This window comes from Mesorhizobium sp. M2A.F.Ca.ET.046.03.2.1 (assembly GCF_003952425.1).
Lineage (GTDB): Bacteria > Pseudomonadota > Alphaproteobacteria > Rhizobiales > Rhizobiaceae > Mesorhizobium.
The window spans coordinates 3,263,956-3,286,336 of record NZ_CP034449.1 but is presented as its reverse complement, the minus strand read 5'-3'; the positions used below and the strand labels follow the sequence as shown (position 1 = coordinate 3,286,336).

Below are 22,381 nucleotides of genomic sequence, written 5' to 3'. Positions count from 1 at the left end.
GTGGCTTGGTTGCTACCGGGGATTGGGGGAACCGGCCATGAACTACGCCAGGATGCTGATCGAGAAGGAAGCGCCGGAGGAATACGGCTACGACCGCATCCGCTACAACCTCTCCGAAAGCTCGATCGCCGACCAGAAACTCTCCGACATCGGTCTGACGCTGCCGAACCTCACCTTGTTCTATGGCGAGCATCGCGGCGACAAGGACCTGCGCGCGCTGATCGCCGCGCAGGACAACGGCCTTTCCCACGCCGATGTGCTGGTGACGGCGGGCGCGGCCGGCGCGCTGTTCATCATCGCCACCGCGCTGCTGTCGCCCGCTGACCATCTTGTCGTCGTCCGGCCGAACTACGCCACCAACATCGAGACGCCGAAGGCGATCGGCTGCGCCATCTCCTATGTCGATCTCGATTTCGACCAGGGCTTTGCCATCGACATCGAGCACGTGAAGGCGGAGCTGCGGCCGAACACGAAACTGATCAGCGTCACCTGCCCGCACAACCCGACCGGCACGATGATGACACGCGCCGATCTCGACGCGCTGATCGCGCTTGCCGAACATCACAAGTGCCGCCTGCTGGTCGACGAGACCTATCGCGATCTCTCCTACGGCGAGCGCCTGCCGGCGGCGGCCTCGCTCAGCCCAAGCGCCATCAGCGTCTGCTCCCTGTCCAAGGCTTTCGGCATCCCGGGCATCCGCATCGGCTGGCTGCTGACCCGCGATCCGCAACTGCAGGAAACCTTCCTCGCCGCCAAGGAGCAGATCGGCATCTGCGGCAGCGTCATCGACGAGGCGATCGCGCGCGCCACGCTCGAACGCCGTGACGCCTTCCTCGCCTCGCTGCTGCCGGAGATGGCAAGGCGCCGCGACATCGTGCAGGCCTGGATCGACGGCGAGACGCTGGTCGACTGGGTGCGGCCGCAAGGCGGCGTCGTCGGGTTCCCGCGGCTCAATATCGATGCGGGCTTCGACCTCGACCGCTTCTACACCCGGCTGCTGGAGGAGCACGGCGCCTATGTCGGTCCCGGCCACTGGTTCGAGATGCCGAAGCGCTTCTTCCGCCTTGGCTTCGGCTGGCCGACGGAAGCGGAGCTGCGCGGCGGGCTGGCCGCCATCTCCGCCGCGTTGCGGAGCTGAATCGCCGTCCGGGCAAAAATTCGATTTTCTTTGATCCAGCGCGGATTTTTGCGCGCATGGCAGGACGAACTGAGCTAAAGGGTTCTGGCCGGACCAGCGCCCATCGTGGAAGTGCCCCGCCGGCCATTGTCGCAACGGGGCCCTCGAATCATGACAGCCGAAGCAACCTCACCAGACCAGCGTTACGCCGCGTTCCGGCACCGCCCGTTCCTCAGCTACTGGACGGCGCGTTTCCTCACCACCTTCGCCACGATGATCGTGTCCGTCGCGGTCGGCTGGCAGGTCTACGACCTGACCCGCGACCCGTTCGATCTCGGCATTGTCGGCATCGTCCAGTTCCTGCCTTCGCTGCTTCTGGTCCTGGTCACCGGGGTGGTCGCCGACCGCTTCGGCCGCCGGCTGATCATGACGCTGGCGACGCTGGTCGAGGCCGGCTGCGCGCTGGCCCTGCTGCTTCTGACGCTGCGTGGCCTTCACGGCCCGCTGCCGATCTTCATCGTGCTGGCGATGTTCGGCATTGCGCGGGCCTTCTACGGACCGGCTTCGTCCTCGCTCTTCGCCAATCTCGTGCCGCAGGAGGATTTCGCCAACGCCATCGCCTGGAACTCGTCGGCCTGGCAGACGGCGACCATCGTCGGCCCGGTCGCGGGCGGCCTGCTCTACGGCGTGTCGGCGGAAGCCGCCTACGCCACCGCCGCCATATTGATGCTCGCCGCCGCGGTGCTCATCTTCACCATCCCGAAGCCCGCTCAGCAGACGGCCACCGACAAGCCGACGATGCAGACGCTGTTTGCCGGCTTCGGCTATATCTGGAGCGAGAAGATCGTGCTCGGCGCGATCTCTCTCGACCTCTTCGCCGTGCTCCTGTCGGGCGCCTCGGCGCTGCTGCCGGTCTATGCACGCGACATCCTGCAGCTTGGCCCCTGGGGCCTCGGCCTGCTGCGCTCGGCGCCCGGCATCGGCGCGATCTGTGTCGCCGTCTGGCTAGCCGGTCACCCGATCCGCGACCATGCCGGCAAGATCATGCTGGGCTTCGTCGCCTTGTTCGGCGCCTTCACCGTGCTGTTTGGCGTCTCGACCATCACCTGGCTGTCGATCGCAGCCCTTGCCCTCCTCGGCGCCACCGACATGTTCAGCGTCTACATCCGCGAGACGCTGATCCAGCTCTGGACGCCCGACGAGGTGCGCGGCCGCGTCAACGCCGTCAACCAGGTCTTCGTCGGCGCCTCCAACGAGGTCGGCGAATTCCGCGCCGGCACGATGGCGGCGCTGATCGGCACCGTTCCCGCCGTGGTGATCGGCGGCATCGGCGCCATCGCGGTCGCGGGGCTGTGGGCCTGGCTGTTCCCGGCGCTGCGGCAGGTGCGGCATTTGAACAGCCGCGAGTGATCGCGCCCTGTATCTAAGCCGCCAAATCCGACGCTGGAGCCGATCAGGCTGCGCCGTCGGTCAACGAGACGGGTCGCGAGCAGACCTACTCCGAGAAGCTCACGCTGACGCCGCGCTGACGAAAATAGGCCTGCATCAACTTGCGCCCGGCGCGGTTGTTCTGCACCAGCCTGGTTGGATCGAAAACCGCCTGTTTCTTTCCCTCTCGTGCCAGTGCCGCCTTGAGGGTTGCGATATGCGCATCGAGGTCGGCATTGTCCGCTCGGAGTGAGGCATAGATGTTTTCGGTCGCCTCGGCCAAGGTCAGTTCGCTCACAATATTTTCCTTTTGATTGATGGGGCGGCGAATAACACAGATTCGGGGCCGCACCGATACCATCCGTTTTTGTTCCTCGCGTTTCGAGGGGAGGGCTTCTATCTTGGACAGGGCCCGATGCTGATGTGGCGAGGCGGGCTCTCACCTGACAGGAGGTTTACGTTGTGAAAATACGCACGACAACGCACAATCATCCAGGAGAACCAGGCGTCATTCTGCTGGATCAGCCATTGGCGAACATGATCGTGGCCACCGACATTCGCGATGGCGCGACGACGCTGTTCGGCACCGTTGATCTCCAGGCGAACTATTCCGGCAAGTACGACATCAGAGTTGAATTGTCGCCGGACGAACTCACGCGCGTCTACCGGCTGCTCGTCAAAAATCTCCTCGAGAAAATACAGGAGGTTACTAAAGCAATTCCAGGAAAAGTGTGAGCGGTTTTCCGTCAGGAATTGCGTCAAGACAAAGAGATAGAGAGGTTCGCCGTTTCCGTGAAACGGTGAAACGCTCTAGCGAGCAAAATCCTTGAAGGCGGAGGCGGTTTTTTGAGTCGAGCACAGCCGTTCGAAGCACATTCGGTTGACTTTACCCCGCCGCCGGCCTGCCAAAAATCAGCCCCAAAAACTCACCCAGCCAGCGCTTGAGGTGCATGTCCCAGATCAGCCGGCCGCCGAGATGGTCGCGGCCGGGCTGGGCGCCGGGGAGCTCGAAGCGATGCGCGCCGCGCACCACCCAGCGATGCATCATTATCCGGGTCAGCTCGCCATGGAACTGGATACCCCAGGCGTTCTCGCCGTAACGAAACGCCTGGTTGGGATAGGTTTCCGCTGTCGCCAGCAGCGTCGCTTCCTTCGGCAGCGAAAAGCCCTCGCGGTGGAACTGGTAGACCATTTCCGGCCAGTGCAGCAGCTGCTTGCCGGCCTCGGTCGCCTTCAGCGGATACCAGCCGATCTCGACCAACCCATCGCCATGGCCCTCGACCTTGCCGCCGAGATGGTTGGCGAGCATCTGCGCGCCGAGGCAGATGCCGAGGAACGGCCGGTTCTCCTTCAGCGGGATTTGCAGCCAGTCGGTCTCGCGGCGGACGAACTCGTCCTCGTCATTGGCGCTCATCGGCCCGCCGAACACCACCGCGCCGGCATGGCCGTCCAACGTGCAGGGCAATTCGTCGCCCAATGGCGGTCTGCGGATGTCGAGGTCGAAACCTTCTTCCAGCAGCATATGGCCGACGCGGCCGGGGCTCGACGTTTCCTGATGCAGCACGATCAGGATTTTTGGTCTCGGCCTCGCTCTGGGTGGCATGGAAGGCGATGGGTCCCGTTATTCGTCGCTCGACTTGCCCCGCGCGCCGGGCACCTGCGCCGCCGCCTTGCGGCGCGCCTCGATGCGGTCACGGCGCTCGACGCCGATCAGCTCGGCGACCCGCCAGACGGTGTTGTCCTCCAGCTCGTCAAGCTCGCCGTCGGCATAGACGATTTCCCACATCAGGCCGATGAAGGCCTTGCGCGCCTCGGCGTCGAGATCGCGCTTCAAGACGCTGGTGAAGGCGTAGAGGTCGATCGCCTCATTGTCGGCGCGCTCGCCGGCCGCGGCCAGCGCGTCGAGCTCCTCGCCGCTCACCGAATAGGTCTCGGCCAGGATCTGCTTGAAGCGCTCCCATTCGACGTCCTGGCGCACGCCGTCGGCGTTCATCACATGGTAGAGCAACGCGGAAGCCGCGACGCGCGGATCGTCGGCGCTCGGCTTGGCCTCGCCGCCTCCCGGTAGGTCCCTCAGGAAGGCCAATACGCGCTCGAACATCGATACCTTTTCCCTACCCGCCAAAACCCTGCCTCAGAACAAACGAAACCGGCGCGGCGATTTTTCCGCTTCCTCTTCCGGCGCGACACCCGGATCGTCGGGCAGAGGAGGCAATTCCGAACCCCGCCTGGCGGTTTGAGCTTCGCTGACATCCTCCGTAACAGCCGCGTCCTTCTCGCCGCCATTCGCCGGCGCCGGCTTCTCGGCGGGCGCGTCGGCAACAATGTCGATCGCCTTTTCAGCGGGTTCGGCCGGAGGCGCAGCTGCGATCGCCGGCACCGCAGCGTCCGTCTCGCTGTCGATCAACTGGCCGAGCCGCTCCATCGGCGCGCGCCAGGTGAAGGCGTCGAGCTTGCCGGTGACCGGCGACACCGGCGCCCAGCGCTCGGAGATGACGCCGTCCGCCACCCAGGCCGGATCGCGCGGCGCACGTACGGCTTTGGACAGCAGCTGCCTGACCTTGCCTTGGTCGCCGGTCTCGGCTTCCTCGATATCGGCGAGCAGAAGATAGGCGCCCTCGCGGCGATCCATGCGGATCGCGGCCTCCGCCTCGCGCCGCGCGGTGGCGAAGTCCTGCGCGTCGAGCGCCGCCCGCGCCACGGCCATCGACGACTCGGCGTGGTTCTTCTTCAATTCCTGCAGCTTCTTTGCCCGGTTGAGACGGTCGAGCACGGCGTCGCCCGGCCTCGCATGCGTGTAAAGCTCGGCAATGTCGGGATGCGGCTCGGCCTTCCAGGCGGCTTCCAGGATCTTGGAGCCCTTGCGCACGTCGTTTTGCCGGATAACCAGATCGGCGGCGATCACCGCGGCCGGCGCGAAATCGGGCGCCAGCTTGTTGGCCTCGAGCGCCGCGGTGCGGGCCGCGTTCGGGTCGCTGTCGACCAGCGCCTGCGCCTTGGCCGTCAGCAGCACGGCGCGACGGCGGTTGGCGGCATCGCGTTCGATCTGCCTGGTCGATTTCTGCGCCTCGACCAGCTTCAGCGCGCCGTCCCAGTCGCCACGTTCGGTCAGTTCCTCCAGCGTCGACTCCGCCGCCCAGGCGAGCTGCGGCGCCACCGCCGCCGCGCGGCCGGCATAGTGGCGCGCGGCGTTGCGGTCGCCGAGCCGCTCGGCCTCGAGATAAAGCCCGCGCAGGCCGAGCAGCCGCATCTCGGGATCGTCGAGCATGCGCTCGAATTTCTCGCGCGCGCCTTCATGATCGCCCTCGAGCAGCGAGGCCTGTGCGTCGAGCAGGTTGATCAACGGCTCCTGGTCGGCGCTGATCAGCTTCGCCGCTTCCTTGGTCTTCTTGCGCGCCAGCGCGCCGTCGCCGGCGCCGGCCGCGATCATGCCGGTCGACAGCGCCTGGTAGCCGCGGTCGCGGCGGCGCACGCGGAAATAGCGCGAGATCGTATAGGGGCTGTTCCACAGCGACTTGATCAGCCACCAGACGATCATCACCGCGGCGACCACGCCGGCGATCGCCACCGCCGCCACCATCAGCGTGACCTGGTACTGGTAGCCGTTGAAGGTGACGAGCATCTCGCCCGGACGGTCGGCCAGCCAGGCAAAGCCCAGCCCCAGCGCGAAGACGACGGCGAGGAAAACGAGAAGGCGGATCATCGTGTCGTCCTCACGCCTTCGTCGCGCCGGCAATCAGCGCTTCGAGCTGCTTTTCGACCTCCAGCCGCGCCTTCAGTTTGCCGGCAAAGTCGGCGCCGGCGGCCTTTGAGGCGTCGGGCAGCGTGTCATACTCGCTGAGCGCCTTGGCGTAGTCGCCCTGGTTGACCGCCACTTCCATGCGGGCGACGGTTTCGGGCGCGCCGTTGCCTTCAACGCTGCCGACCGGCCGCACCTTGACCAGCGATTCCGCGCTCGACACCAGGCTCTGGAAGAAACCGGCATCCTGGTCGACAGGCTTTGCCGCCTCGACCATGGCGTTTGCGGCGGCTTCGGCCTCCGACGCGATGGTGGCGCGGGTCGGCACGCCCTTGTCGGCATAGGAGCGCAGCGCCGCGAGCTCGGGCGCGTCCGGCGCGATGGCCGCGAAGGTGTCGAGCTCGGTCGCGAAGGGCGCGCCGCGGTCGAGCGCCGACTTCAGCGCCGAGGCGGCAATGGCCAGCGCGATCTTGGGCTGCGAGGCCTGCGCCTCGACCTTGCCGGAAAGCTGCGACACGGACTGTTCCAGCGCCGCCAGCCGGCCATCCTCGGCCTTGGCCGCGTCGCCGGTCGATTTCACCAGAGCGTCGAGCCCGGCTATCTTCTCGTTGAGCGGACCGAGATCGACGGGCGCCGCATTGCGGTTCTTCTGCAGATCGGCAACGGCGGTCTCGATCTGGCCGACCTTGTCGCCGAGCGCCTTGAGCGCGGCACTGTCACCGCCTTGCCCCGCCGAGGATTTCAACGCCGCCACATCGGACTTGACCTGCTCGATCGCCGTGGACAGACCCTCGACCTTGGCGGAGGCTCCCTTGTCGCCGCTTTCCTTCAGCGCCGCGATCTCGCTTTTCAGCGACGCGATCTCGCCATTGACGCCTTCGAGCGATCCGCCGTTCGATCCCGGCGCGCCAAGCAGGCCGACCGCCTGCAGCAGGCCGGCGCCGGCAAGCGCGATCACGCCGCCGATGACCCCCGCTGCGATGGCGCTGACGCCGGTTCTCCTCGACGGCTGCGGCGCGCGATCCTCACCCCGTGCCTCGCTTCGCATCTCGCTTGATTTCGCTGCCGGGGCGCCGGCAGCGGCAGCGGATGCGTCCTCGAAATTGTAGTCGAAGCCCTGGGGCTGGCTCTTCGGCTCATCGGAGCCGCCTGGATACGGCGCCTCGGGCTCGTCCTTGCCGGCCCCGGCCGCTGCCTGGGCGGCGTCGCTATGCTCCCACGGCTCGATATCGGCCTGCTCGGCATGGATGGGCTCTTCCGGCGCCTCCGGCTGCGAAGCGGCCGCAGCCTCTTCCGCCTTCGCCTCGTCGGTCTGTGCGGCCTTGGCCTTCGCGGCATCCTCGTCGGTGATTCGCGAGACGGCGCCGGGCTCGAGTTCGATGGTCACCGGCTCGCGCCGGGTCTTCGAATGTCGCATCTTCGGCGTCTTGACCATGCTTGGGCTCCGCAAAATGGCTTGGGAATGGATCGAAGGGTCCAGAGCGTCAGGATGCTCTAGCACATCACCAAGCGGTGAAAAGGGGCGGTGTGATGACGCGGCCTAGCGCGGTTGCGACAAAAGCGCGAGCAACGCCTCTTCCTCAGGCTGGGATGCGACGCGGACCCTGCTGCCGGCAATGCCTTCCATCGGCTGGCCGACGCGCGTCGAGAGCGCCAGGAACTGCGTTTTTTCAAAGAGATACCGTAGTGTCGGCCGCGCCATCAGGCCGACCAGCGCTAAGCTGGCCTTGGCTGAATAGAGCAGCGCGGCCTCGACCGGCCGGCCCGACAGGCGGGCGACCACATCGGCATCGCCATAGTCGACGCCTGTCGTGTCGTAGGTCTCGATTGCCTGGACATGCACGCCGGCCGCCGTCAGCCGCTGCTCGAACACCGGAAAGCGGACGCGGCCGCACAGATAGACGATTGCCTTGCCGGCAAGGCCGCCGGCGATGGCGTCGGCCAGCGCCTCGGCATCGCCCGGACCTTCCGCGACCGATAAAAATCCCACCGCCCGGCAGGCCTCGGCCGTCCGTTTGCCGACCGCGTGGCATGGCAGTTCCGCAAGCGACGCGACCAGCGGCTTTGGCGCATGGCGCACCGCATTGGCGCTGGTGACCGCAACCGCGACGGCATCGGCGCCGATGGCCGACTCGACCGGCAATGCCCTCGTCTCGGTAAGCGGCAGCAGGACAGGCTGAAATCCCAGGGCTTCGAGGTGTCGCGCCGTGCGCGACGCGCCGGGCTCCGGCCTCGTCACCAGGACGCGGACCATGTCAGGCCCAGCCGTCGAAGAATTCAGCGCCCGCCCTGGCGCGGACCGTCCGCGCGGCGTTCAGCCCGATCTCCGCCGCGTCCGCGGCCTCGCCTTCCAGCCGCACCTCATGCGATTGCGAGCCATCGGGCGAGATGATCAGCCCGGCGAAGGACAGTTTTTCGCCTGCGACCGTCGCATGGCCGGCGATCGGCGTGCGGCAGGAGCCGTCGAGCGCGGCGAGGAAAGCGCGCTCGCAGGCGAGCGCCTGGCCGGTCGGCACATGATGGATCGCCGCCAGCATTTTTTCGACCTCGCGGTCGCCGACACGGGTTTCGATGCCGATCGCGCCTTGCCCCGGCGCCGGCGGGAAATCCTCGAGCGACATCAGGTCGGTGACGACATGTTCGAGCCCGAGCCGCTTCAGCCCGGCATAGGCCAGGATGGTGCCCTCGGCGACGCCTTCGTCGAGCTTGCGCAGCCTTGTCTGCACATTGCCGCGGAAGATCACCACCTCGAAATCCGGCCGCATACGGCGAAGCAGCGCCTGGCGCCTGAGCGACGACGAACCGACCACTGCGCCATGCGGCAGGTCGGCGATCCGCTTCACCCGTTTGCCGATGAAAGCGTCGCGCGCGTCCTCGCGCGGCAGGAAGGTGACAAGCTCCAGCCCGTCGGGCAGCACCGTCGGCATGTCCTTCGACGAATGCACGGCGATGTCGATGCGGCCGTCGAGCAGCGCTTCCTCGATTTCCTTGGTGAACAGGCCCTTGCCGCCGGCTTCCGAGAGCGGCCGGTCCTGGATGCGGTCGCCGCTGGTCGAGATCGCAATCACTTCGAAGGCTTGCTCGGGCAGCCCGTGCGCCTGCATCAGCCGCGCCCGCGTCTCATGCGCCTGGGCCAGCGCCAGCGGGCTGCCGCGTGTTCCGATTTTCAAAGTTTGCATGGCGCGCGGTCCGTGATAACCCCCGTCCTTGGCCGAGGTCTGTCGAGATTCAGGTCAGGCCGAGCCGAAAAATGGTGGGTTCCGAGAACCGGAGCGGAGCGTACTTGAAGTACGTGAGCACCGGAAGCGCAGGAACCCGTCATTTGCAGGCCGGCATCACCTGAATATCGATAGACCTCTGGTGATACAATCTTTGAGCTAGCGACCAATTGATCCGCGTTCTGGGCATTGAGACGAGCTGCGACGAGACGGCGGCCAGCGTTGTGGCGCTGGACGGCGGCGCCGCGCCCGAAATCCTGTCCAACGTGGTGTTAAGTCAAATCGAGGAGCATGCCGCCTTCGGCGGCGTCGTGCCGGAGATCGCCGCGCGCGCCCATGTCGAGGCGCTGGACGGCATCGTCGAGGCGGCGCTCGCCGACTCGTCCGTCTCGCTAGACGAGGTCGACGCCATCGCCGCCACCGCCGGTCCCGGCCTTGTCGGCGGGCTGATCGTCGGCCTGATGACGGCCAAGGCGATCGCCGCCGCCGCGAACAAGCCGCTGATCGCCATCAACCACCTCGAGGGCCACGCGCTGACCGCGCGGCTGACCGACGGGCTGGACTTCCCTTACCTTCTGCTGCTCGTCTCCGGCGGCCACACCCAGATCGTCGCGGTGCGCGGCGTCGGCGACTACCAGCGCTGGGCGACCACGATCGACGATGCGCTCGGCGAGGCCTTCGACAAGACGGCCAAGATGCTCGGCCTGCCCTATCCCGGCGGCCCGAATGTCGAGAAGGCGGCGGCGACAGGCGACGCCGGCGGCTTCGCCTTCCCGCGCCCGATGAAAGGCTCGGCGCAGCCGGATTTCTCCTTCTCCGGCCTGAAGACGGCGGTGCGCCAGGCGGCGACCGCGATTGCGCCGCTGAGCGACCAGGACGTCGCCGACATCTGCGCCTCGTTCCAGGCCGCGGTGGCCGACGCGCTGGGCGACCGTGTCGGCCGCGCGCTTGCCCGCTTCCGCCAGGAATTTCCCGATCAGGCAAAGCCGGCGCTGGTCGTCGCCGGCGGCGTCGCGGCCAACCGCACGATCAAGGCGACGCTTGAAGCGCTTTGCGCGCAAGCCGGCTTCGCCTTCGTCGCGCCGCCGCAGAAACTGTGCACCGACAATGCGGCGATGATCGCCTGGGCCGGCATCGAACGCCTGCGCGCCGGCATCGCCGACGAGAACACCGCCGATTTCGTGCCGCGTTCGCGCTGGCCGCTCGACAGCGTGTCCGCGCCCCTGGTCGGCTCAGGCCGGCGTGGGGCCAAGGCATGAGCGCCAAGGAAACGAGCGGCAGGAAATCCGGCAGCGGCTGGCGCGTCGCGGTGCTGGGCGGCGGCGCCTGGGCCACGGCGCTGGCCCTTGCCATGCTGCGCGCCGGCCATGATGTGCGGCTCTATGCGCGCGACACTGAGACCGTCGCCGCCATCGCCCGCGGCGAGAATCCGCGCTATTTGCCCGGCATCAGCATCGCGCCCGGCATCGCGGCGACCAGCGATATGGCGGCTGCGCTCGGCGGTGCCGACTGCGTGCTCGCCGTGACGCCCGCGCAGTCTCTGCGTGCCGTCCTGGCCCAAGCCAACAACCACGTTCCTACTGGCATACCGCTGGTTCTCTGCGCCAAGGGCATCGAGCGCGACACCGGCGCGCTGCTCTCGACGATTGTCGAGGAAAGCCTGCCCAAAAATCCGGTCGCAGCGCTTTCCGGCCCGAGCTTCGCCAGCGATGTCGCACGCGGCCTGCCGACGGCCGTCGTGGTCGCGGCCCGCGAGGCGGAACTGGCGGCCGAGCTTGCCGCCCGCTTCTCGGCGGAGAATCTGCGCTGCTATTCCAGCGACGACCTGATCGGCGTCGAGATCGGCGGCGCGCTGAAGAACGTCTTTGCCATCGCCGCGGGCGCTGTCACCGGCGCGGGCCTTGGCGCCAGCGCCCAAGCCGCCATGGTGACGCGCGGCTTCGTCGAACTGCGCCGCATCGGCGCGGCTTTCGGCGCCAGGCCGGAGACGCTGATGGGGCTATCCGGCCTTGGCGACCTCTTGCTCACCTGCTCCTCGGCGCAGTCGCGGAATTTCGCCTATGGCCTGGCGCTCGGCCAGGGCAAGCCGCTTGCCGGCCGGCCGCTTGCCGAAGGCGTGCCGACGGCGGGCATTGCCGCCCGCATCGCCGCCGAGCGCGGCATCGAGGCGCCGATCATTTCGGCCGTCGCCGCCATCCTCGACGGCAAGATCACCATCGGCCAGGCCGTGACCGCGCTGATGACACGCCCGCTCAAGACCGAAACCGACATCTGAACCATCGGAGTTGAAAAATGCTGTTTGCGTTGATTTGCAAGGACAAGCCCGGCAGCCTGCAGCTGCGCATCGACACCAGGCCGACCCATGTCGCGTTTCTCGAAGGCCTGAACGGCGAGGGAAAGCTGGCCTTTGCCGGTCCCTTCCTCAACGCCGAGGGCAAGCCGGACGGCAGCCTCGTCGTGGTCGAGACGCCGGACCTGGCGGCGGCGCAGGCGCTGTCGGCGGCCGACCCCTATGCCAAGGCGGGCCTGTGCGAGAGCGTCGAAATCCGTCAGTGGAACTGGACCTTCAACAAGCCGGCGGGCGCATGACCCCGAAAATCGATATCGATTTTGGGCAAGGATCATGCGCAAAAATAAGATACTACGGCGTCCTCGAAGGACGCTGTAGTTAATTCGCAGTCGAAGCGCCCCTGGAGAACGAGAAGATGAACTACTGGCTGTTCAAGTCCGAACCCTCGGTCTTTTCCTTCGAGGCGCTGAAGGCCAAGGGCAAGGCCGGCACGCAGTGGGACGGCGTGCGCAACTACGCCGCCCGCAACAATATGAAGGCGATGCGGATCGGCGATCTCGGTTTCTTCTATCATTCCAATGAGGGGCTCGACATCGTCGGCATCGCCGAGGTCTGCGCGCTGGCGCATCCCGATACGACCACCGACGATCCGCGCTGGGAGTGCGTCGACATCCGCGCCTTCAAGGACGTGCCGAAGCCGGTGACGCTGGAACAGGTCAAGGCCAATCCCAAGCTCGCCGAGATGGCGCTGGTGCGGCTCGGCCGGCTTTCCGTGCAGCCGGTGACGCCGGCCGAATGGAAAGAGGTCTGCCGCATGGCCGAGCTCAACCCGGCGCCGTGACCAGGCTCACGCCGAAAAGCGCCAAAAAGTTCATCCTCGACAACACAGCGCTGATGGCGCCGCCGCATGTGCCGGAAGTGCTGCTGCACCTCGCCGACGAGGCACATGACCTTTGGCTGCGCACCGAGGAGGAGCTGGCCGAGATCGGCCTGCCGCCGCCCTTCTGGGCCTTCGCCTGGGCCGGCGGCCAGGGCCTCGCCCGCTATGTGCTCGACAATCCCGGGGCGGTGCGCGGCAGACGCGTGCTCGACTTCGCCTCCGGCTCGGGCCTCGTCGCCATAGCCGCGATGAAAGCGGGTGCGAGGCAGGCGATCGCCGCCGACATCGATCCGTTCTGCGAGACGGCGATCGCGCTTAACCTCGAAGCCAACGGCGTCGAAGCGCAATTCCTCGGCAAGGATTGTGTCGGCACCGACGATGGCTGGGACGTCGTGCTTGCCGGCGACGTCTTCTACGACAAGGCTTTCGCCGACAGGCTGCTGCCCTGGTTCACGAGCCTGCGGGCGCGCGGCGCCGAGGTCTTCGTCGGCGACCCCGGCCGCGCCTACCTCCCCAGGTCCGGGCTGCAATCGCTTGCCGTCTATCAGGTTCCGGTGACGCGCGTGCTGGAGGATGCCGAGGTCAAGCGCACGACCGTCTGGCGCCTCGCTTGACGCGATCGCCGAACAAGCGTTCCATCGCATCTCGATCTGGAGGGGAAAAGCAAGGATTTTTCGGTCGTGAACTGGCTGGCGGTGATCGTCGCCGCCGTCGTCGCATGGTTGTTCGGGGCAGCCTGGTATATGAGCCTGAGCAAGCCTTGGCTGAAGGCGGCCAAGCTCGACCCTGCCACCATGAAACGCTCGGCCGTTCCGTTCGTCATCAGCTTCATCGCCGAGCTGATCATGGCGCTCGTGCTGACACTGGTGGTGGGGGCAATCACCGGCGGCGAGCCGAACCCGGTCGCGGGCTTGCTGTTCGGCTTCGTGCTTTGGCTGGGGTTCATCGCCACCACGCTTGCCGTCAACCACCGCTATGAAGGTTTCGGCTGGGCGCTGACCTTGATCGATGCCGGCCACTGGCTGGGCGTGATGCTGATCATCGGCGCCGTCATCGGCTGGTTCGGCGCGCCGGCGGCGCCGGCAGTCTGACGACAGGTCCTATGTCGGCGTTTTCGCCACCTCGTCCAGCAGCCATTCGCGAAAAGCGATGACCCGCGCGTCGTCTTTCGCAGTCTCGGGGTAGACCAGGAAATAGGCGAATTCCGGCGCGACCTTGATGCCGAGCTCGAAGGGTCGCACCAGGCGCCCTTGCGAAAGATCGTTGGCGACCATGGCGAAGTCGGCCAGCGCCACCGCATTGCCGTCGAGCGCCGCCTGGGTGGCATCGGTTGACGATCCGAACACCAGCGTGCGGCTGTCGTCGAAATCATCGACGCCGGCCGCCTGCATCCACATGCTCCAGTTCGGCCAGGTCACGCCCTGCCGCGACCATTCGATATGCGCGAGCGTATGGTTGAAGAGATCGCGCGGCTCGTTCAGCGGCGGACCCGACGCCAGCAGCGCTGGGCTGCACACCGGAATGATGATGTTCTCGAACAGCCGGTGCGCGACGAGCCCCGGATATTTTCCGGTACCGAAGCGGATGCCGATATCGACATCGTCGCGCTCGAAGTCCCTTACGTCGTAGGTGATGTCGAAGCGCAGCTCGATGCCGGGCTTCTGCTGGCGGAAATCGTCGACGCGGCGCATCAGCCATTTCGTCGCGAACTGCGCGTCGAGCGTCACCTTCAGCAATGCCGTGCCGCGGGTCATCTTGCGGGCGCGGCTGACCGCCCGGTTGAGCAGGTCGAGCGCGTCGATCGACGCATCATGCAGCAGGCTGCCCGCCTCGGTCAGCCGGATGCTACGGCTGGTGCGCGTGAACAGCACCAGGTCGAGCTGATCCTCGATTTCCTTGATCTGGTGGCTGACCGCCGCCGGCGTCAGGCCGAGCTCGTCGGCGGCGCGGGTGAAATTGAGGTGCCTGGCGGCCGCCTCGAACGTCCTCAGCGCGCGCGTTCCGGGCAGCAGCCTGGACATATGATCTCCAAATAAAACTTGATGATCGGAAAAGAACTACTCGTTTCTCGTTTGTTTTTCAATCCGGCATGATGGCTTCATCGAAACACCATCAAACCGGATTTGATATCCGGAGAACACGGGATAAAGCCATGTCCGAGATCGCCCTGAAGCCCTGCACCCCCCTGGAATCGCCCTCGGGCCTGACCCTTTGGCTGCGTTCGGCACGCGATTGGCTGCGCCAGGCCCGCGTCGCCGCCACCTTGCCTGGGGAATCCGTCGAAGACCTTTCCGACCGCGACCTGCGCGACGTCGGCAGCCGGCGTCGCGACATCGCAAAGGCATTGGACCGCGAGTTCCGAGAGATCGGACTGCTGGGGACAGGTTGGCAGCGTCGTCGCTAAGGCAGTAAGGGAGTAGGGCAGTAGCGAAAAGAACCGCCTACTGCCCTACTGCCTACCTCACCACCTTCACCACCGTCCTGTCCGACAGCAACGGCAGCAGCCTTGCCATGGTCCGCGCCGTCACCGCCACGCAGCCCTGGGTCGGCGTGAAGCCCGGCCGGGCCAGATGGAAGAAGATCGCGCTGCCGCGCCCGCGCAAGCGCGGCGCGATGTTCCAGTCGAGCACCAGGCAGACATCGTAGAGCCGGTCGTCGCGCTTCATCCGCTCATGGCTCGCGCCATAGGGGATCTTCACCGGACGGTTGTAGTTGCGGTCGTCCGGCACCTCGCACCAGCCGAGATCCGGACCGATCGGCGCCATCGGCAGCCTCGTCCTGCGCCCGCCCGCGAAATGATCGCCCCGGAAATAGCCCGACAGGATGCGCATCGACGCCAGCGGCGTCGCGCCGTCCCCTTCATGCTTGTTGGCGGTGATGCCGCTGCGCCCCAGGGCGCAGGGAAACACCGTTTTGCCGGCTTGCAGGAAACCTTGCGCGGGGTTGCCGGGGCGGGCACGCACCACCAAAACGCGCAAGCCTTTCGGCAAAAATGCGCCCGCCTCATTGCGCGCGCGTTTTTTCTTGTATGATCGGGTCACGGAACAAATCACTGTGATCGGCTGTTGCGCCGGTGAGCTTCCGCATAAATGGGGGGAGGTCAACTGAATATTCTTTTTAAAACAACGGATTGATATCCATGACATCACGCACCATCCTGATCGTCGATGACGACGACGACCTGCGCGCCACCCTGGTCGAGCAGCTGGCGCTCTACGAGGAATTCGACGTCCAGCAGGAATCGACCGCCGCAAAAGGCGTTGCCGCTGCGCGCGGCGGCGTCGTCGACCTTCTCATCATGGATGTCGGCCTGCCCGATATGGACGGCCGCGAGGCGGTGAAGATCCTGCGCAAGGGCGGCTACAAGGCGCCGATCATCATGCTGACCGGCCACGACACCGATTCCGACACGATTCTGGGTCTCGAGGCCGGCGCCAACGATTATGTGACCAAGCCCTTCCGCTTCGCCGTCCTGTTGGCCCGCATCCGCGCCCAGCTTCGCCAGCATGAGCAGAGCGAGGACGCCACCTTCTCGGTCGGACCCTACACGTTCAAGCCCAGCCAGAAGCTCTTGATCGATCCGCGCGGCGCCAAGGTGCGGCTGACCGAGAAGGAAGCCTCGATCATCAAATATCTCTACCGCGCCGACCAGAAGGTGGTAACGCGCGACGTGCTGCTGGAAGAGGTCTGGGGCTACAATTCCGGCGTCACCACGCACACGCTGGAGACCCATGTCTACCGGTTGCGCCAGAAGATCGAGCGCGATCCTTCCAATGCCGAAATTCTTGTGACAGAAAGCGGCGGCTACAAGCTGGTTCCTTAAACATTTCATGATCTAAGCAATTCCAGGAAAAGTACGAAACGGCTGGGCTTGGCGGCTTCGCCGTAGCCTTCCGTCCGGAATTGAGCCAAAAGAGATGAGAGCGGTCGGGCGGGACCGCTTCGGGTAGATCCTGATGCTGGAGGGTGATGGATCGGCTCGTTGCACGCATCGCACGATGCATGGTGGAGCGCTTCTCGCGCGCCCAGGAGGGCGCGCCGCTCCAAAGGAGGGACTGGACTGACCGCTCGGGGACACAGCTAGGATGGCGCTGGATGACGACATCCGCATCCTGTCCGGTGTGAAGCTTTTCCAGGGCTTCACCCAGGAACAGTTGCGCCTGCTCGCCTTCGGCGCCGAGACCACCATGCTGCAGGCCGACCATAAGCTCTACCGCGAGGATGATGTTGCTGATTCTGCCTACATCGTGGTCAGCGGCCTGATCACGCTCTATCGGGAGCTAGGGGGCGAACGCGTCCCGATCGGCACCGCGGGTCCGGGCACTATGCTGAGCGAACTGGCGCTGATAGCCGACACCAACCGGCTGACCAGCGCCTCCGCAGCGGTCGACTCTGAAGTGATCCGATTGAGCCGCAAGATGTTCCACCGAATCCTGGAAGAATATCCGGAGATCGCGGTGCTGTTGCATGAGCGCATCCTGGAGGAATTCCAGCAGATGATCGCCCGCATCGAGGAACTGGCGCCGCGTTTTACGGGGTAGGCGCCGCCGAAAGGCTGGCTGAGATTCAGGTCAGGCCGAGTCGAAAATGGTGGCTTCCGAGAACCGGAGCGGAGCGTACTTGAAGTACGTGAGCACCGGAAGCGCAGGAAGCCGCCATTTGCAGCCGTCCTCACCTGAATATCGGCCCGCCCTAATCCAGGTCGAACCGCGCGATGACCGGCACATGGTCCGACGGCTTCTCCCAGCCGCGGGCCGCCTGCAGGATCTCGTAGCCTTTGAAAGCCGGCACCAGGTTCGCGGAGGACCAGATGTGGTCGAGGCGGCGGCCGCGGTTCGACGCCTCCCAGTCTTTCGCGCGGTAGCTCCACCAAGTGTAGAGCTTCTGCTCGGCCGGCACGTTGAGCCGCATCAGGTCGACCCAGCCGCCGGTCTTGCGCATCGCCTCGAAATTCGTCGTCTCGACCGGCGTATGGCTGACGACGTTGAGCAATTGCTTGTGCGACCAGACGTCGTGCTCCTGCGGCGCGATGTTCAGGTCGCCGACCAGGATCGACGCCGACGATTCGTCGCCGCTCGCCGGCACGGAATTCATCTCGTAGACGAAATCGAGCTTGTGGCGGAATTTGCGGTTGATCTCCGGATCGGGCTCATCGCCGCCGGCCGGCACGTAGAAATTATGCACCAGCACCGATTTGCCGCCCGCCTGGACCCTGACCGACAGATGCCGGCTGTCGTCGATCTCGCAGAAGCGCCGCTTCTCAACCAGCTCGATCGGCCGGCGCGCGACGGTGGCGACGCCGTGATAGCCCTTCTGGCCGTGAAACAGGATGTGCTCGTAGCCCGCCTTGCGGAATGCCTTCTCCGGGAACAGCTCGTCCGGCACCTTGGTTTCCTGCAGGCAGAGCACGTCGGGCGCGCGCTCCTTCAACAGCCGCTCGACGATCGGCATGCGCAGGCGCACGGAGTTGATGTTCCAGGTGGCGATGGTGAAGGGCATGCGGTGGGGTCCGAGATAAAGCGCAAGACCTGCCAGCAGGGGGATGGGCATGACAGGAAATGACGCCGTTGTGGAAAGAGTCAGTGCCGGACCCTGCCAGCGACCGGCAGCGAAGACAAGCCGAAGCATGCCGCCGATCCTCGAGATGGCCAAGGCTTCCCAACTTCGTCATCCTAGGGCGAAGCGACGAGCGTAGACCCTAGGATCCATGCCGTTCGATCGACGCTAAGCCAGCGGTGCAAAATGAAGCGCTTGCCGTGCGCATCTGGTGTCGCATTCTGAACCTCCGCATCCTTCGGCAGAGGTAACGGCATGGATCCTAGGGTCTGCGCTCCGCTTCGCGTCGCTTCGCCCTAGGATGACGAAGGCTTTGGACCGGCGCGCTAAATGGAAGTCAGCGCGTCTTCGTGTTCAGCTCGCGGTTCGCCGTGTAGTCGATCGCAAACGTGTCGGCCGGGAAGCTAACGCCTTCCTTGGTGTTGAAGATCATCACCGTCGTGTCCTTGCCTTGCGCATCGGTGATCGTCCACTGGCGCAGATCATAGGTCTTCGGGTCGAACATCATGGTGATCATCGCGTTGCCGAAGACCGACTTGTCGGAAAGCTTGATGGTCGTAAGGTCGTCCTCTTCCTTGACGGCCTTGACGCGCCCGCCGGAGAGGTCGATCCGGTCGTCGAGCAGCAATTTCAACGGCGTCTTCGACAGCGGGTAGAGATCGGATGTGTTGAGCTTCTTGTTGAGGATCACCACCGACTTTCCGTCGGAGATGACGCGGAAGTTCGAAGAGCCGTCATAGTTGAAGCGGATCTTGCCCGGGCGCTCGAGAAAGAACTTGCCGCCGGTCTGCTCGCCCTTCGGGCCGAACTGGACGAACTCGCCGCTCATCGACTTCACCGAGGAGAAATGATCGGCGATCTTCTGCGCCGCCGGCGGCACCGCCGCCTGCGCGGCCGCCACAAGCTGGTAGCCGGGCACAAGGTTGAGAGCGGCAGCTCCGCCAAGCATCAAGCCGAGGCCGAGGAGCTGGCGGCGGGTGATGGCGAATTCGGTCTGGGTGTTCATGCCGGTCACTTCCTGTGATTCGTGTCGTGGCAGTATGTGGACTCCCACTAGGGCCTAAGTTTGGCGGGTGCGCGACAACTTCGCACAAACGCGCCAGACGATTTCCGGTTGCCTGCTGACCTACGTCTGGTCGGGCCAAGGTTGCCAAGATTCAGGTCAGGCCGGCCTCACCTGAATATCGGCAAACCCTAGAACTTGTCGTCCTCGGTCGGCACCAAAATCTCGCGTTTGCCGGCATGGTTGGCCGGGCCGACAATGCCTTCCTTCTCCATCTTCTCGATGATCGAGGCGGCGCGGTTGTAGCCGATGCCGAGCCGCCGCTGGATGTAGCTGGTCGAGGCCTTGCCGTCGCGCAGCACCACCGCCACCGCCTGGTCGTAGGGATCGTCGGAATCCTCGAAATTGCCGGCGCCACCGCCGCCGGAACCACCCTTGCCGGACGGGCCATCCTCGTCCTCTTCCTCATCGTCCTCCGTGATGGCGTCGAGATATTCCGGCACGCCCTGCAGCTTCAGATGCGCGACGATCCGCTCGACCTCGTCGTCCGAGACGAACGGACCGTGGACGCGCTGGATGCGCCCGCCGCCGGCCATGTAGAGCATGTCGCCCATGCCGAGCAGCTGCTCGGCGCCCTGCTCGCCAAGGATGGTGCGGCTGTCGATCTTCGACGTCACCTGGAAGGAGATGCGGGTCGGGAAATTCGCCTTGATCGTGCCGGTGATGACGTCGACCGAAGGACGTTGCGTTGCCATGATGACATGGATGCCGGCGGCGCGCGCCATCTGCGCCAGCCGCTGCACCGCGCCTTCGATATCCTTGCCGGCCACCATCATCAGGTCGGCCATCTCGTCGATGATGACCACGATATAGGGCATCGGCTCGAGATCGAGGTTCTCGGTCTCGTAGATCGCCTCGCCGGTCTGGCGGTCGAAGCCGGTCTGCACCGTGCGCGAGATTTTTTCGCCCTTGTTCTCCGCTTGCTGAACGCGTGCGTTGAAGCCGTCGATGTTGCGCACGCCGACCTTGGACATCTTGCGGTAGCGGTCCTCCATCTCCCGCACGGTCCATTTCAGCGCCACGACCGCCTTCTTCGGATCGGTGACGACCGGCGTGAGCAGATGCGGGATGCCGTCATAGACGGAGAGCTCGAGCATCTTCGGGTCGATCATGATCAGCCGGCATTCCTGCGGCGTCATCCGGTAGAGCAGCGACAGGATCATCGTGTTGATGGCGACCGACTTGCCGGAGCCGGTGGTGCCGGCGACCAGCACATGCGGCATCTTGGCGATGTCGACGATGACCGCCTCGCCATTGATGGTCTTGCCGAGCGCCAGCGCCAGCTTCGCCTTGGTCGTCTCGAAGTCGCGACTGGCCATGATCTCCCTCAGATAGACCGTCTCGCGCTTGGCGTTGGGCAGCTCGATGCCGATGGCATTGCGGCCAGGCACCACGGCGACGCGGCAGGCGATCGCGCTCATCGAGCGGGCGATGTCGTCGGACAGGCCGATGACGCGCGAGGACTTGATGCCGGGCGCCGGCTCCAGCTCGTAGAGCGTGACGACCGGACCGGGGCGGACATGGATGATCTCGCCCTTGACGCCGAAATCCTCCAGCACGCCTTCGAGAAGCCGCGCGTTCTGCTCCAGCGCGTCCTTCGACAGGCTTGGATCCTTGGCGACGTTCTTCGGCTCGGAGAGGAAATGCAGCGACGGCATCTCGAACGTGTCGGAGCCGATCAGCGAGGTCTGCGCCTCGCGCTGCACACGGGCGCCCGGCACCGGCCGCGCCGCCGGCGCCGCGACACGGGTCGCGGCATCGGAGCGGAAATTCTGCACCTTGGCGTGCGCGCCGCGCCGCTGGGCAGGCGCCTCGTCGTCGAAGTCGTCGAGGTCGACGTCCTCGTCCTGCTCGTTTTCGAAAATATCCTGGTCCGCCGGATCGACTGAAGCGCTGCGGTCGTTGACCATGGCGGCGAAGAATTCCGGCTCGACACGGGCGCGGCCGCCCGGGCTCACCCGGCTTTCGGCGAACTCGGCCGATTCGACGCGCTCGGCGGCGCGCCGCCATGCGCTGGACTTGGGCTGCATCGGCGGCTCGAACTCGTCGCGCTCCCGCCTGCGGCGCTCGGCGCGGCGATGCAAGAAGGCGCGGAACGACAGCCACCAATGGGTGACGGCGCCGAGCGCCAGGATGCCCTCGTCGCCCTCGTCCTCATCCTCGTCGAACAGCATCTCGTCCTGCTCGCGCGGATCGGGCGCAGCAGCGCGCTCCATGACGGCGAAGCCGTTCTTGCGCGCGATCAGCGCCGAGCCATAGGCAAACAGCCATAACATCGGCGCGGCGAGGACGACCGCGATGATCGTCGCGAAAAGCCCTTTCGGGTAACCGCCGACGGCGATGCCCGGGATCTTCAGCACCATGTCGCCGAAGACGCCACCAAGCCCGGTCGGCAGCGGCCAGGTGTTGGGCGGCGTCACGCAGCCGGCGATGGCCGCGGCCAGAAGCGCGAAGCCGAACCAGGCGAAGCCGCGCTTCGGCAATTTGTCGACGCCGCGCGCGGTGAAAAGCAGAAAGCCCCAGACAACCGCGGGCACCAGACCGGCCACGGCGGCAAGACCGAAGAACTGCATGGCAAGGTCGGAGAACACCGCACCCGCATAACCCATGGCGTTGGTGACGACGTTGCTGGTGGCGTGCGAGAAGCTCGGGTCGGCAACGTTCCACGTGGCCAAAGCCGCGATGCCGAAGGCGGTGAACAGGAACAGCCCGGCGCCGGCCAGCCGCCCGACCTGACGCCGCGCGAATGCCTGGATGCCGTGCCCCGTATCGGTCAGCGCGAGCGGTGCTGAGGCGCCTGAACGCATGCTCTTCCCCGTGATCGTTGCCTGGCCGGGCGCATGGCGCATTCCGGCAGATTCGAACGCCAGACTATCGGGGGGAAGGTTAAGGCCGCATTAACCATGGACCTTTACCGGAGATGGCGCGGAACGACGGTGGCGAGCCGCGAAGCCCGCCACCTTTTTGCTTGAAACGCCGAAACGATCAGGCCTTTTCGGACCCGACCTCGGGCACCACTTGTTGGCGCCGCCATACGCCATCAGATTGGCGCAGAATTCGGCGTGAGGCTTGCTCATCGCCGCGTCCTGG

General features: G+C 65.6%; 24 protein-coding genes. 12 read left to right on the top strand and 12 right to left on the bottom strand.

Annotated features, from left to right (window positions below; genetic code table 11):
* The first annotated feature begins 37 nt into the window (after nt 1-37).
* Together EJ072_RS15830 and EJ072_RS15825 are read left to right on the top strand one after the other, a co-directional pair.
* Nucleotides 38-1,138, top strand: coding sequence for an aminotransferase class I/II-fold pyridoxal phosphate-dependent enzyme (locus tag EJ072_RS15830; protein WP_126080505.1), 1,101 nt, complete (start codon nt 38-40; stop codon nt 1,136-1,138).
* A gap of 150 nt (nt 1,139-1,288) precedes the next feature.
* A complete protein-coding gene (locus EJ072_RS15825) occupies nt 1,289-2,527 on the top strand; it encodes an MFS transporter (protein ID WP_126080504.1) in 1,239 nt (412 codons plus the stop codon).
* Nucleotides 2,528-2,612: 85 nt separating this feature from the next.
* On the opposite strand, the gene EJ072_RS15820 is transcribed toward EJ072_RS15825, so the two are convergent.
* A complete protein-coding gene (locus EJ072_RS15820; RefSeq protein WP_126083651.1) occupies nt 2,613-2,846 on the bottom strand; it encodes a hypothetical protein in 234 nt (77 codons plus the stop codon).
* Between the two features lie 161 nt (nt 2,847-3,007).
* On the opposite strand from EJ072_RS15820, the gene EJ072_RS15815 reads away from it, so the two are divergent.
* Entirely contained in the window at nt 3,008-3,280 is a 273-nt protein-coding gene (locus tag EJ072_RS15815) for a hypothetical protein (protein ID WP_126080503.1), read from the top strand.
* A 151-nt stretch (nt 3,281-3,431) separates the two neighbouring features.
* Here EJ072_RS15815 and EJ072_RS15810 read toward each other — a convergent pair whose 3' ends face one another.
* The 6 genes from EJ072_RS15810 to hemC all read right to left on the bottom strand — a co-directional run bounded on the left by EJ072_RS15810 (nt 3,432) and on the right by hemC (nt 9,463).
* Nucleotides 3,432-4,148 (bottom strand): glutamine amidotransferase, encoded by a 717-nt coding sequence (locus tag EJ072_RS15810; protein WP_126080502.1) that lies wholly within the window; start codon nt 4,146-4,148, stop codon nt 3,432-3,434.
* An 18-nt stretch (nt 4,149-4,166) separates the two neighbouring features.
* Nucleotides 4,167-4,646, bottom strand: a complete 480-nt coding sequence (locus EJ072_RS15805; RefSeq protein ID WP_126080501.1) for a TerB family tellurite resistance protein — start codon at nt 4,644-4,646, stop codon at nt 4,167-4,169.
* A gap of 33 nt (nt 4,647-4,679) precedes the next feature.
* Complete coding sequence (locus EJ072_RS15800) at nt 4,680-6,248, bottom strand: heme biosynthesis protein HemY (RefSeq protein WP_126080500.1); 1,569 nt, start codon at nt 6,246-6,248, stop codon at nt 4,680-4,682.
* 10 nt (nt 6,249-6,258) lie between these two features.
* On the bottom strand, nt 6,259-7,719 hold the full coding sequence (locus tag EJ072_RS15795) for a COG4223 family protein (RefSeq protein WP_126080499.1): 1,461 nt from the start codon (nt 7,717-7,719) through the stop codon (nt 6,259-6,261).
* Nucleotides 7,720-7,824: 105 nt separating this feature from the next.
* Nucleotides 7,825-8,538, bottom strand: coding sequence for a uroporphyrinogen-III synthase (locus tag EJ072_RS15790; protein ID WP_126080498.1), 714 nt, complete (start codon nt 8,536-8,538; stop codon nt 7,825-7,827).
* 1 nt (nt 8,539) lies between these two features.
* Nucleotides 8,540-9,463 carry a hydroxymethylbilane synthase gene (hemC, locus tag EJ072_RS15785; protein ID WP_126080497.1) on the bottom strand — a complete coding sequence of 308 codons (924 nt, stop codon included), beginning with the start codon at nt 9,461-9,463 and terminating at the stop codon, nt 8,540-8,542.
* 212 nt (nt 9,464-9,675) lie between these two features.
* Here hemC and tsaD point away from each other — a divergent pair, with 212 nt between their 5' ends.
* The 6 genes from tsaD (at nt 9,676) to EJ072_RS15755 (ending at nt 13,763) form a co-directional block, all read left to right on the top strand.
* Nucleotides 9,676-10,761 carry a tRNA (adenosine(37)-N6)-threonylcarbamoyltransferase complex transferase subunit TsaD gene (tsaD, locus tag EJ072_RS15780; protein WP_189343361.1) on the top strand — a complete coding sequence of 362 codons (1,086 nt, stop codon included), beginning with the start codon at nt 9,676-9,678 and terminating at the stop codon, nt 10,759-10,761.
* Nucleotides 10,758-11,777: an NAD(P)H-dependent glycerol-3-phosphate dehydrogenase gene (locus EJ072_RS15775; RefSeq protein WP_126080495.1), complete on the top strand. Its 1,020-nt coding sequence runs from the start codon at nt 10,758-10,760 to the stop codon at nt 11,775-11,777. Before tsaD ends, EJ072_RS15775 begins: the two co-directional genes overlap by 4 nt.
* Nucleotides 11,778-11,794: 17 nt before the next feature.
* Entirely contained in the window at nt 11,795-12,091 is a 297-nt protein-coding gene (locus EJ072_RS15770; RefSeq protein ID WP_126080494.1) for a YciI-like protein, read from the top strand.
* 116 nt (nt 12,092-12,207) lie between these two features.
* Nucleotides 12,208-12,633 carry an EVE domain-containing protein gene (locus EJ072_RS15765; RefSeq protein ID WP_042645552.1) on the top strand — a complete coding sequence of 142 codons (426 nt, stop codon included), beginning with the start codon at nt 12,208-12,210 and terminating at the stop codon, nt 12,631-12,633.
* Nucleotides 12,588-13,286, top strand: coding sequence for a methyltransferase (locus EJ072_RS15760; RefSeq protein WP_189343311.1), 699 nt, complete (start codon nt 12,588-12,590; stop codon nt 13,284-13,286). The genes EJ072_RS15765 and EJ072_RS15760 overlap by 46 nt, the downstream gene beginning before the upstream one ends.
* A gap of 66 nt (nt 13,287-13,352) precedes the next feature.
* Nucleotides 13,353-13,763: a DUF1761 domain-containing protein gene (locus EJ072_RS15755; RefSeq protein ID WP_245467321.1), complete on the top strand. Its 411-nt coding sequence runs from the start codon at nt 13,353-13,355 to the stop codon at nt 13,761-13,763.
* Nucleotides 13,764-13,772: 9 nt separating this feature from the next.
* Here the strand turns inward: EJ072_RS15755 and gcvA are convergent, their stop codons facing one another.
* Nucleotides 13,773-14,693 carry a transcriptional regulator GcvA gene (gene gcvA, locus EJ072_RS15750; RefSeq protein WP_126080491.1) on the bottom strand — a complete coding sequence of 307 codons (921 nt, stop codon included), beginning with the start codon at nt 14,691-14,693 and terminating at the stop codon, nt 13,773-13,775.
* Nucleotides 14,694-14,824: 131 nt separating this feature from the next.
* Between gcvA and EJ072_RS15745 the strand changes: the two genes are divergently transcribed.
* The gene (locus tag EJ072_RS15745; protein WP_126080490.1) at nt 14,825-15,076 is read left to right on the top strand and encodes a hypothetical protein; all 252 of its coding nucleotides are present in this window, start codon (nt 14,825-14,827) and stop codon (nt 15,074-15,076) included.
* Between the two features lie 52 nt (nt 15,077-15,128).
* On the opposite strand, the gene EJ072_RS15740 is transcribed toward EJ072_RS15745, so the two are convergent.
* Nucleotides 15,129-15,725, bottom strand: a complete 597-nt coding sequence (locus EJ072_RS15740) for a L,D-transpeptidase (RefSeq protein ID WP_126083650.1) — start codon at nt 15,723-15,725, stop codon at nt 15,129-15,131.
* Between the two features lie 86 nt (nt 15,726-15,811).
* On the opposite strand from EJ072_RS15740, the gene EJ072_RS15735 reads away from it, so the two are divergent.
* Nucleotides 15,812-16,495 carry a response regulator transcription factor gene (locus tag EJ072_RS15735; protein ID WP_040991447.1) on the top strand — a complete coding sequence of 228 codons (684 nt, stop codon included), beginning with the start codon at nt 15,812-15,814 and terminating at the stop codon, nt 16,493-16,495.
* Nucleotides 16,496-16,757: 262 nt separating this feature from the next.
* Entirely contained in the window at nt 16,758-17,213 is a 456-nt protein-coding gene (locus tag EJ072_RS15730) for a cyclic nucleotide-binding domain-containing protein (protein ID WP_126080489.1), read from the top strand.
* 151 nt (nt 17,214-17,364) lie between these two features.
* Here EJ072_RS15730 and xth read toward each other — a convergent pair whose 3' ends face one another.
* From xth to EJ072_RS15715, 3 genes are all read right to left on the bottom strand, one after another.
* The gene (gene xth / locus EJ072_RS15725; protein WP_126083649.1) at nt 17,365-18,171 is read right to left on the bottom strand and encodes an exodeoxyribonuclease III; all 807 of its coding nucleotides are present in this window, start codon (nt 18,169-18,171) and stop codon (nt 17,365-17,367) included.
* Nucleotides 18,172-18,565: 394 nt separating this feature from the next.
* Nucleotides 18,566-19,234, bottom strand: a complete 669-nt coding sequence (locus EJ072_RS15720; RefSeq protein WP_042645542.1) for an outer membrane lipoprotein carrier protein LolA — start codon at nt 19,232-19,234, stop codon at nt 18,566-18,568.
* A gap of 188 nt (nt 19,235-19,422) precedes the next feature.
* Nucleotides 19,423-22,098, bottom strand: coding sequence for a DNA translocase FtsK (locus tag EJ072_RS15715; RefSeq protein WP_126080488.1), 2,676 nt, complete (start codon nt 22,096-22,098; stop codon nt 19,423-19,425).
* Nucleotides 22,099-22,381: the final 283 nt, after the last annotated feature.

Excerpts from the sequence above, each read along its gene's own strand:
- EJ072_RS15790 (WP_126080498.1), bottom strand. The coding sequence starts at position 8,538 with ATGGTCCGCGTCCTGGTGACGAGGCCGGAGCCCGGCGCGTCGCGCACG.
- EJ072_RS15825 (WP_126080504.1), top strand. The coding sequence starts at position 1,289 with ATGACAGCCGAAGCAACCTCACCAGACCAGCGTTACGCCGCGTTCCGG.
- EJ072_RS15735 (WP_040991447.1), top strand. The coding sequence starts at position 15,812 with ATGACATCACGCACCATCCTGATCGTCGATGACGACGACGACCTGCGC.
- EJ072_RS15730 (WP_126080489.1), top strand. The coding sequence starts at position 16,758 with ATGGCGCTGGATGACGACATCCGCATCCTGTCCGGTGTGAAGCTTTTC.
- EJ072_RS15810 (WP_126080502.1), bottom strand. The coding sequence starts at position 4,148 with ATGCCACCCAGAGCGAGGCCGAGACCAAAAATCCTGATCGTGCTGCAT.
- xth (WP_126083649.1), bottom strand. The coding sequence starts at position 18,171 with ATGCCCTTCACCATCGCCACCTGGAACATCAACTCCGTGCGCCTGCGC.
- EJ072_RS15830 (WP_126080505.1), top strand. The coding sequence starts at position 38 with ATGAACTACGCCAGGATGCTGATCGAGAAGGAAGCGCCGGAGGAATAC.
- EJ072_RS15770 (WP_126080494.1), top strand. The coding sequence starts at position 11,795 with ATGCTGTTTGCGTTGATTTGCAAGGACAAGCCCGGCAGCCTGCAGCTG.
- EJ072_RS15795 (WP_126080499.1), bottom strand. The coding sequence starts at position 7,719 with ATGGTCAAGACGCCGAAGATGCGACATTCGAAGACCCGGCGCGAGCCG.
- EJ072_RS15715 (WP_126080488.1), bottom strand. The coding sequence starts at position 22,098 with ATGCGTTCAGGCGCCTCAGCACCGCTCGCGCTGACCGATACGGGGCAC.
- gcvA (WP_126080491.1), bottom strand. The coding sequence starts at position 14,693 with ATGTCCAGGCTGCTGCCCGGAACGCGCGCGCTGAGGACGTTCGAGGCG.
- hemC (WP_126080497.1), bottom strand. The coding sequence starts at position 9,463 with ATGCAAACTTTGAAAATCGGAACACGCGGCAGCCCGCTGGCGCTGGCC.
- EJ072_RS15765 (WP_042645552.1), top strand. The coding sequence starts at position 12,208 with ATGAACTACTGGCTGTTCAAGTCCGAACCCTCGGTCTTTTCCTTCGAG.
- EJ072_RS15720 (WP_042645542.1), bottom strand. The coding sequence starts at position 19,234 with ATGAACACCCAGACCGAATTCGCCATCACCCGCCGCCAGCTCCTCGGC.
- EJ072_RS15805 (WP_126080501.1), bottom strand. The coding sequence starts at position 4,646 with ATGTTCGAGCGCGTATTGGCCTTCCTGAGGGACCTACCGGGAGGCGGC.
- EJ072_RS15745 (WP_126080490.1), top strand. The coding sequence starts at position 14,825 with ATGTCCGAGATCGCCCTGAAGCCCTGCACCCCCCTGGAATCGCCCTCG.
- EJ072_RS15775 (WP_126080495.1), top strand. The coding sequence starts at position 10,758 with ATGAGCGCCAAGGAAACGAGCGGCAGGAAATCCGGCAGCGGCTGGCGC.
- EJ072_RS15760 (WP_189343311.1), top strand. The coding sequence starts at position 12,588 with ATGGAAAGAGGTCTGCCGCATGGCCGAGCTCAACCCGGCGCCGTGACC.
- EJ072_RS15800 (WP_126080500.1), bottom strand. The coding sequence starts at position 6,248 with ATGATCCGCCTTCTCGTTTTCCTCGCCGTCGTCTTCGCGCTGGGGCTG.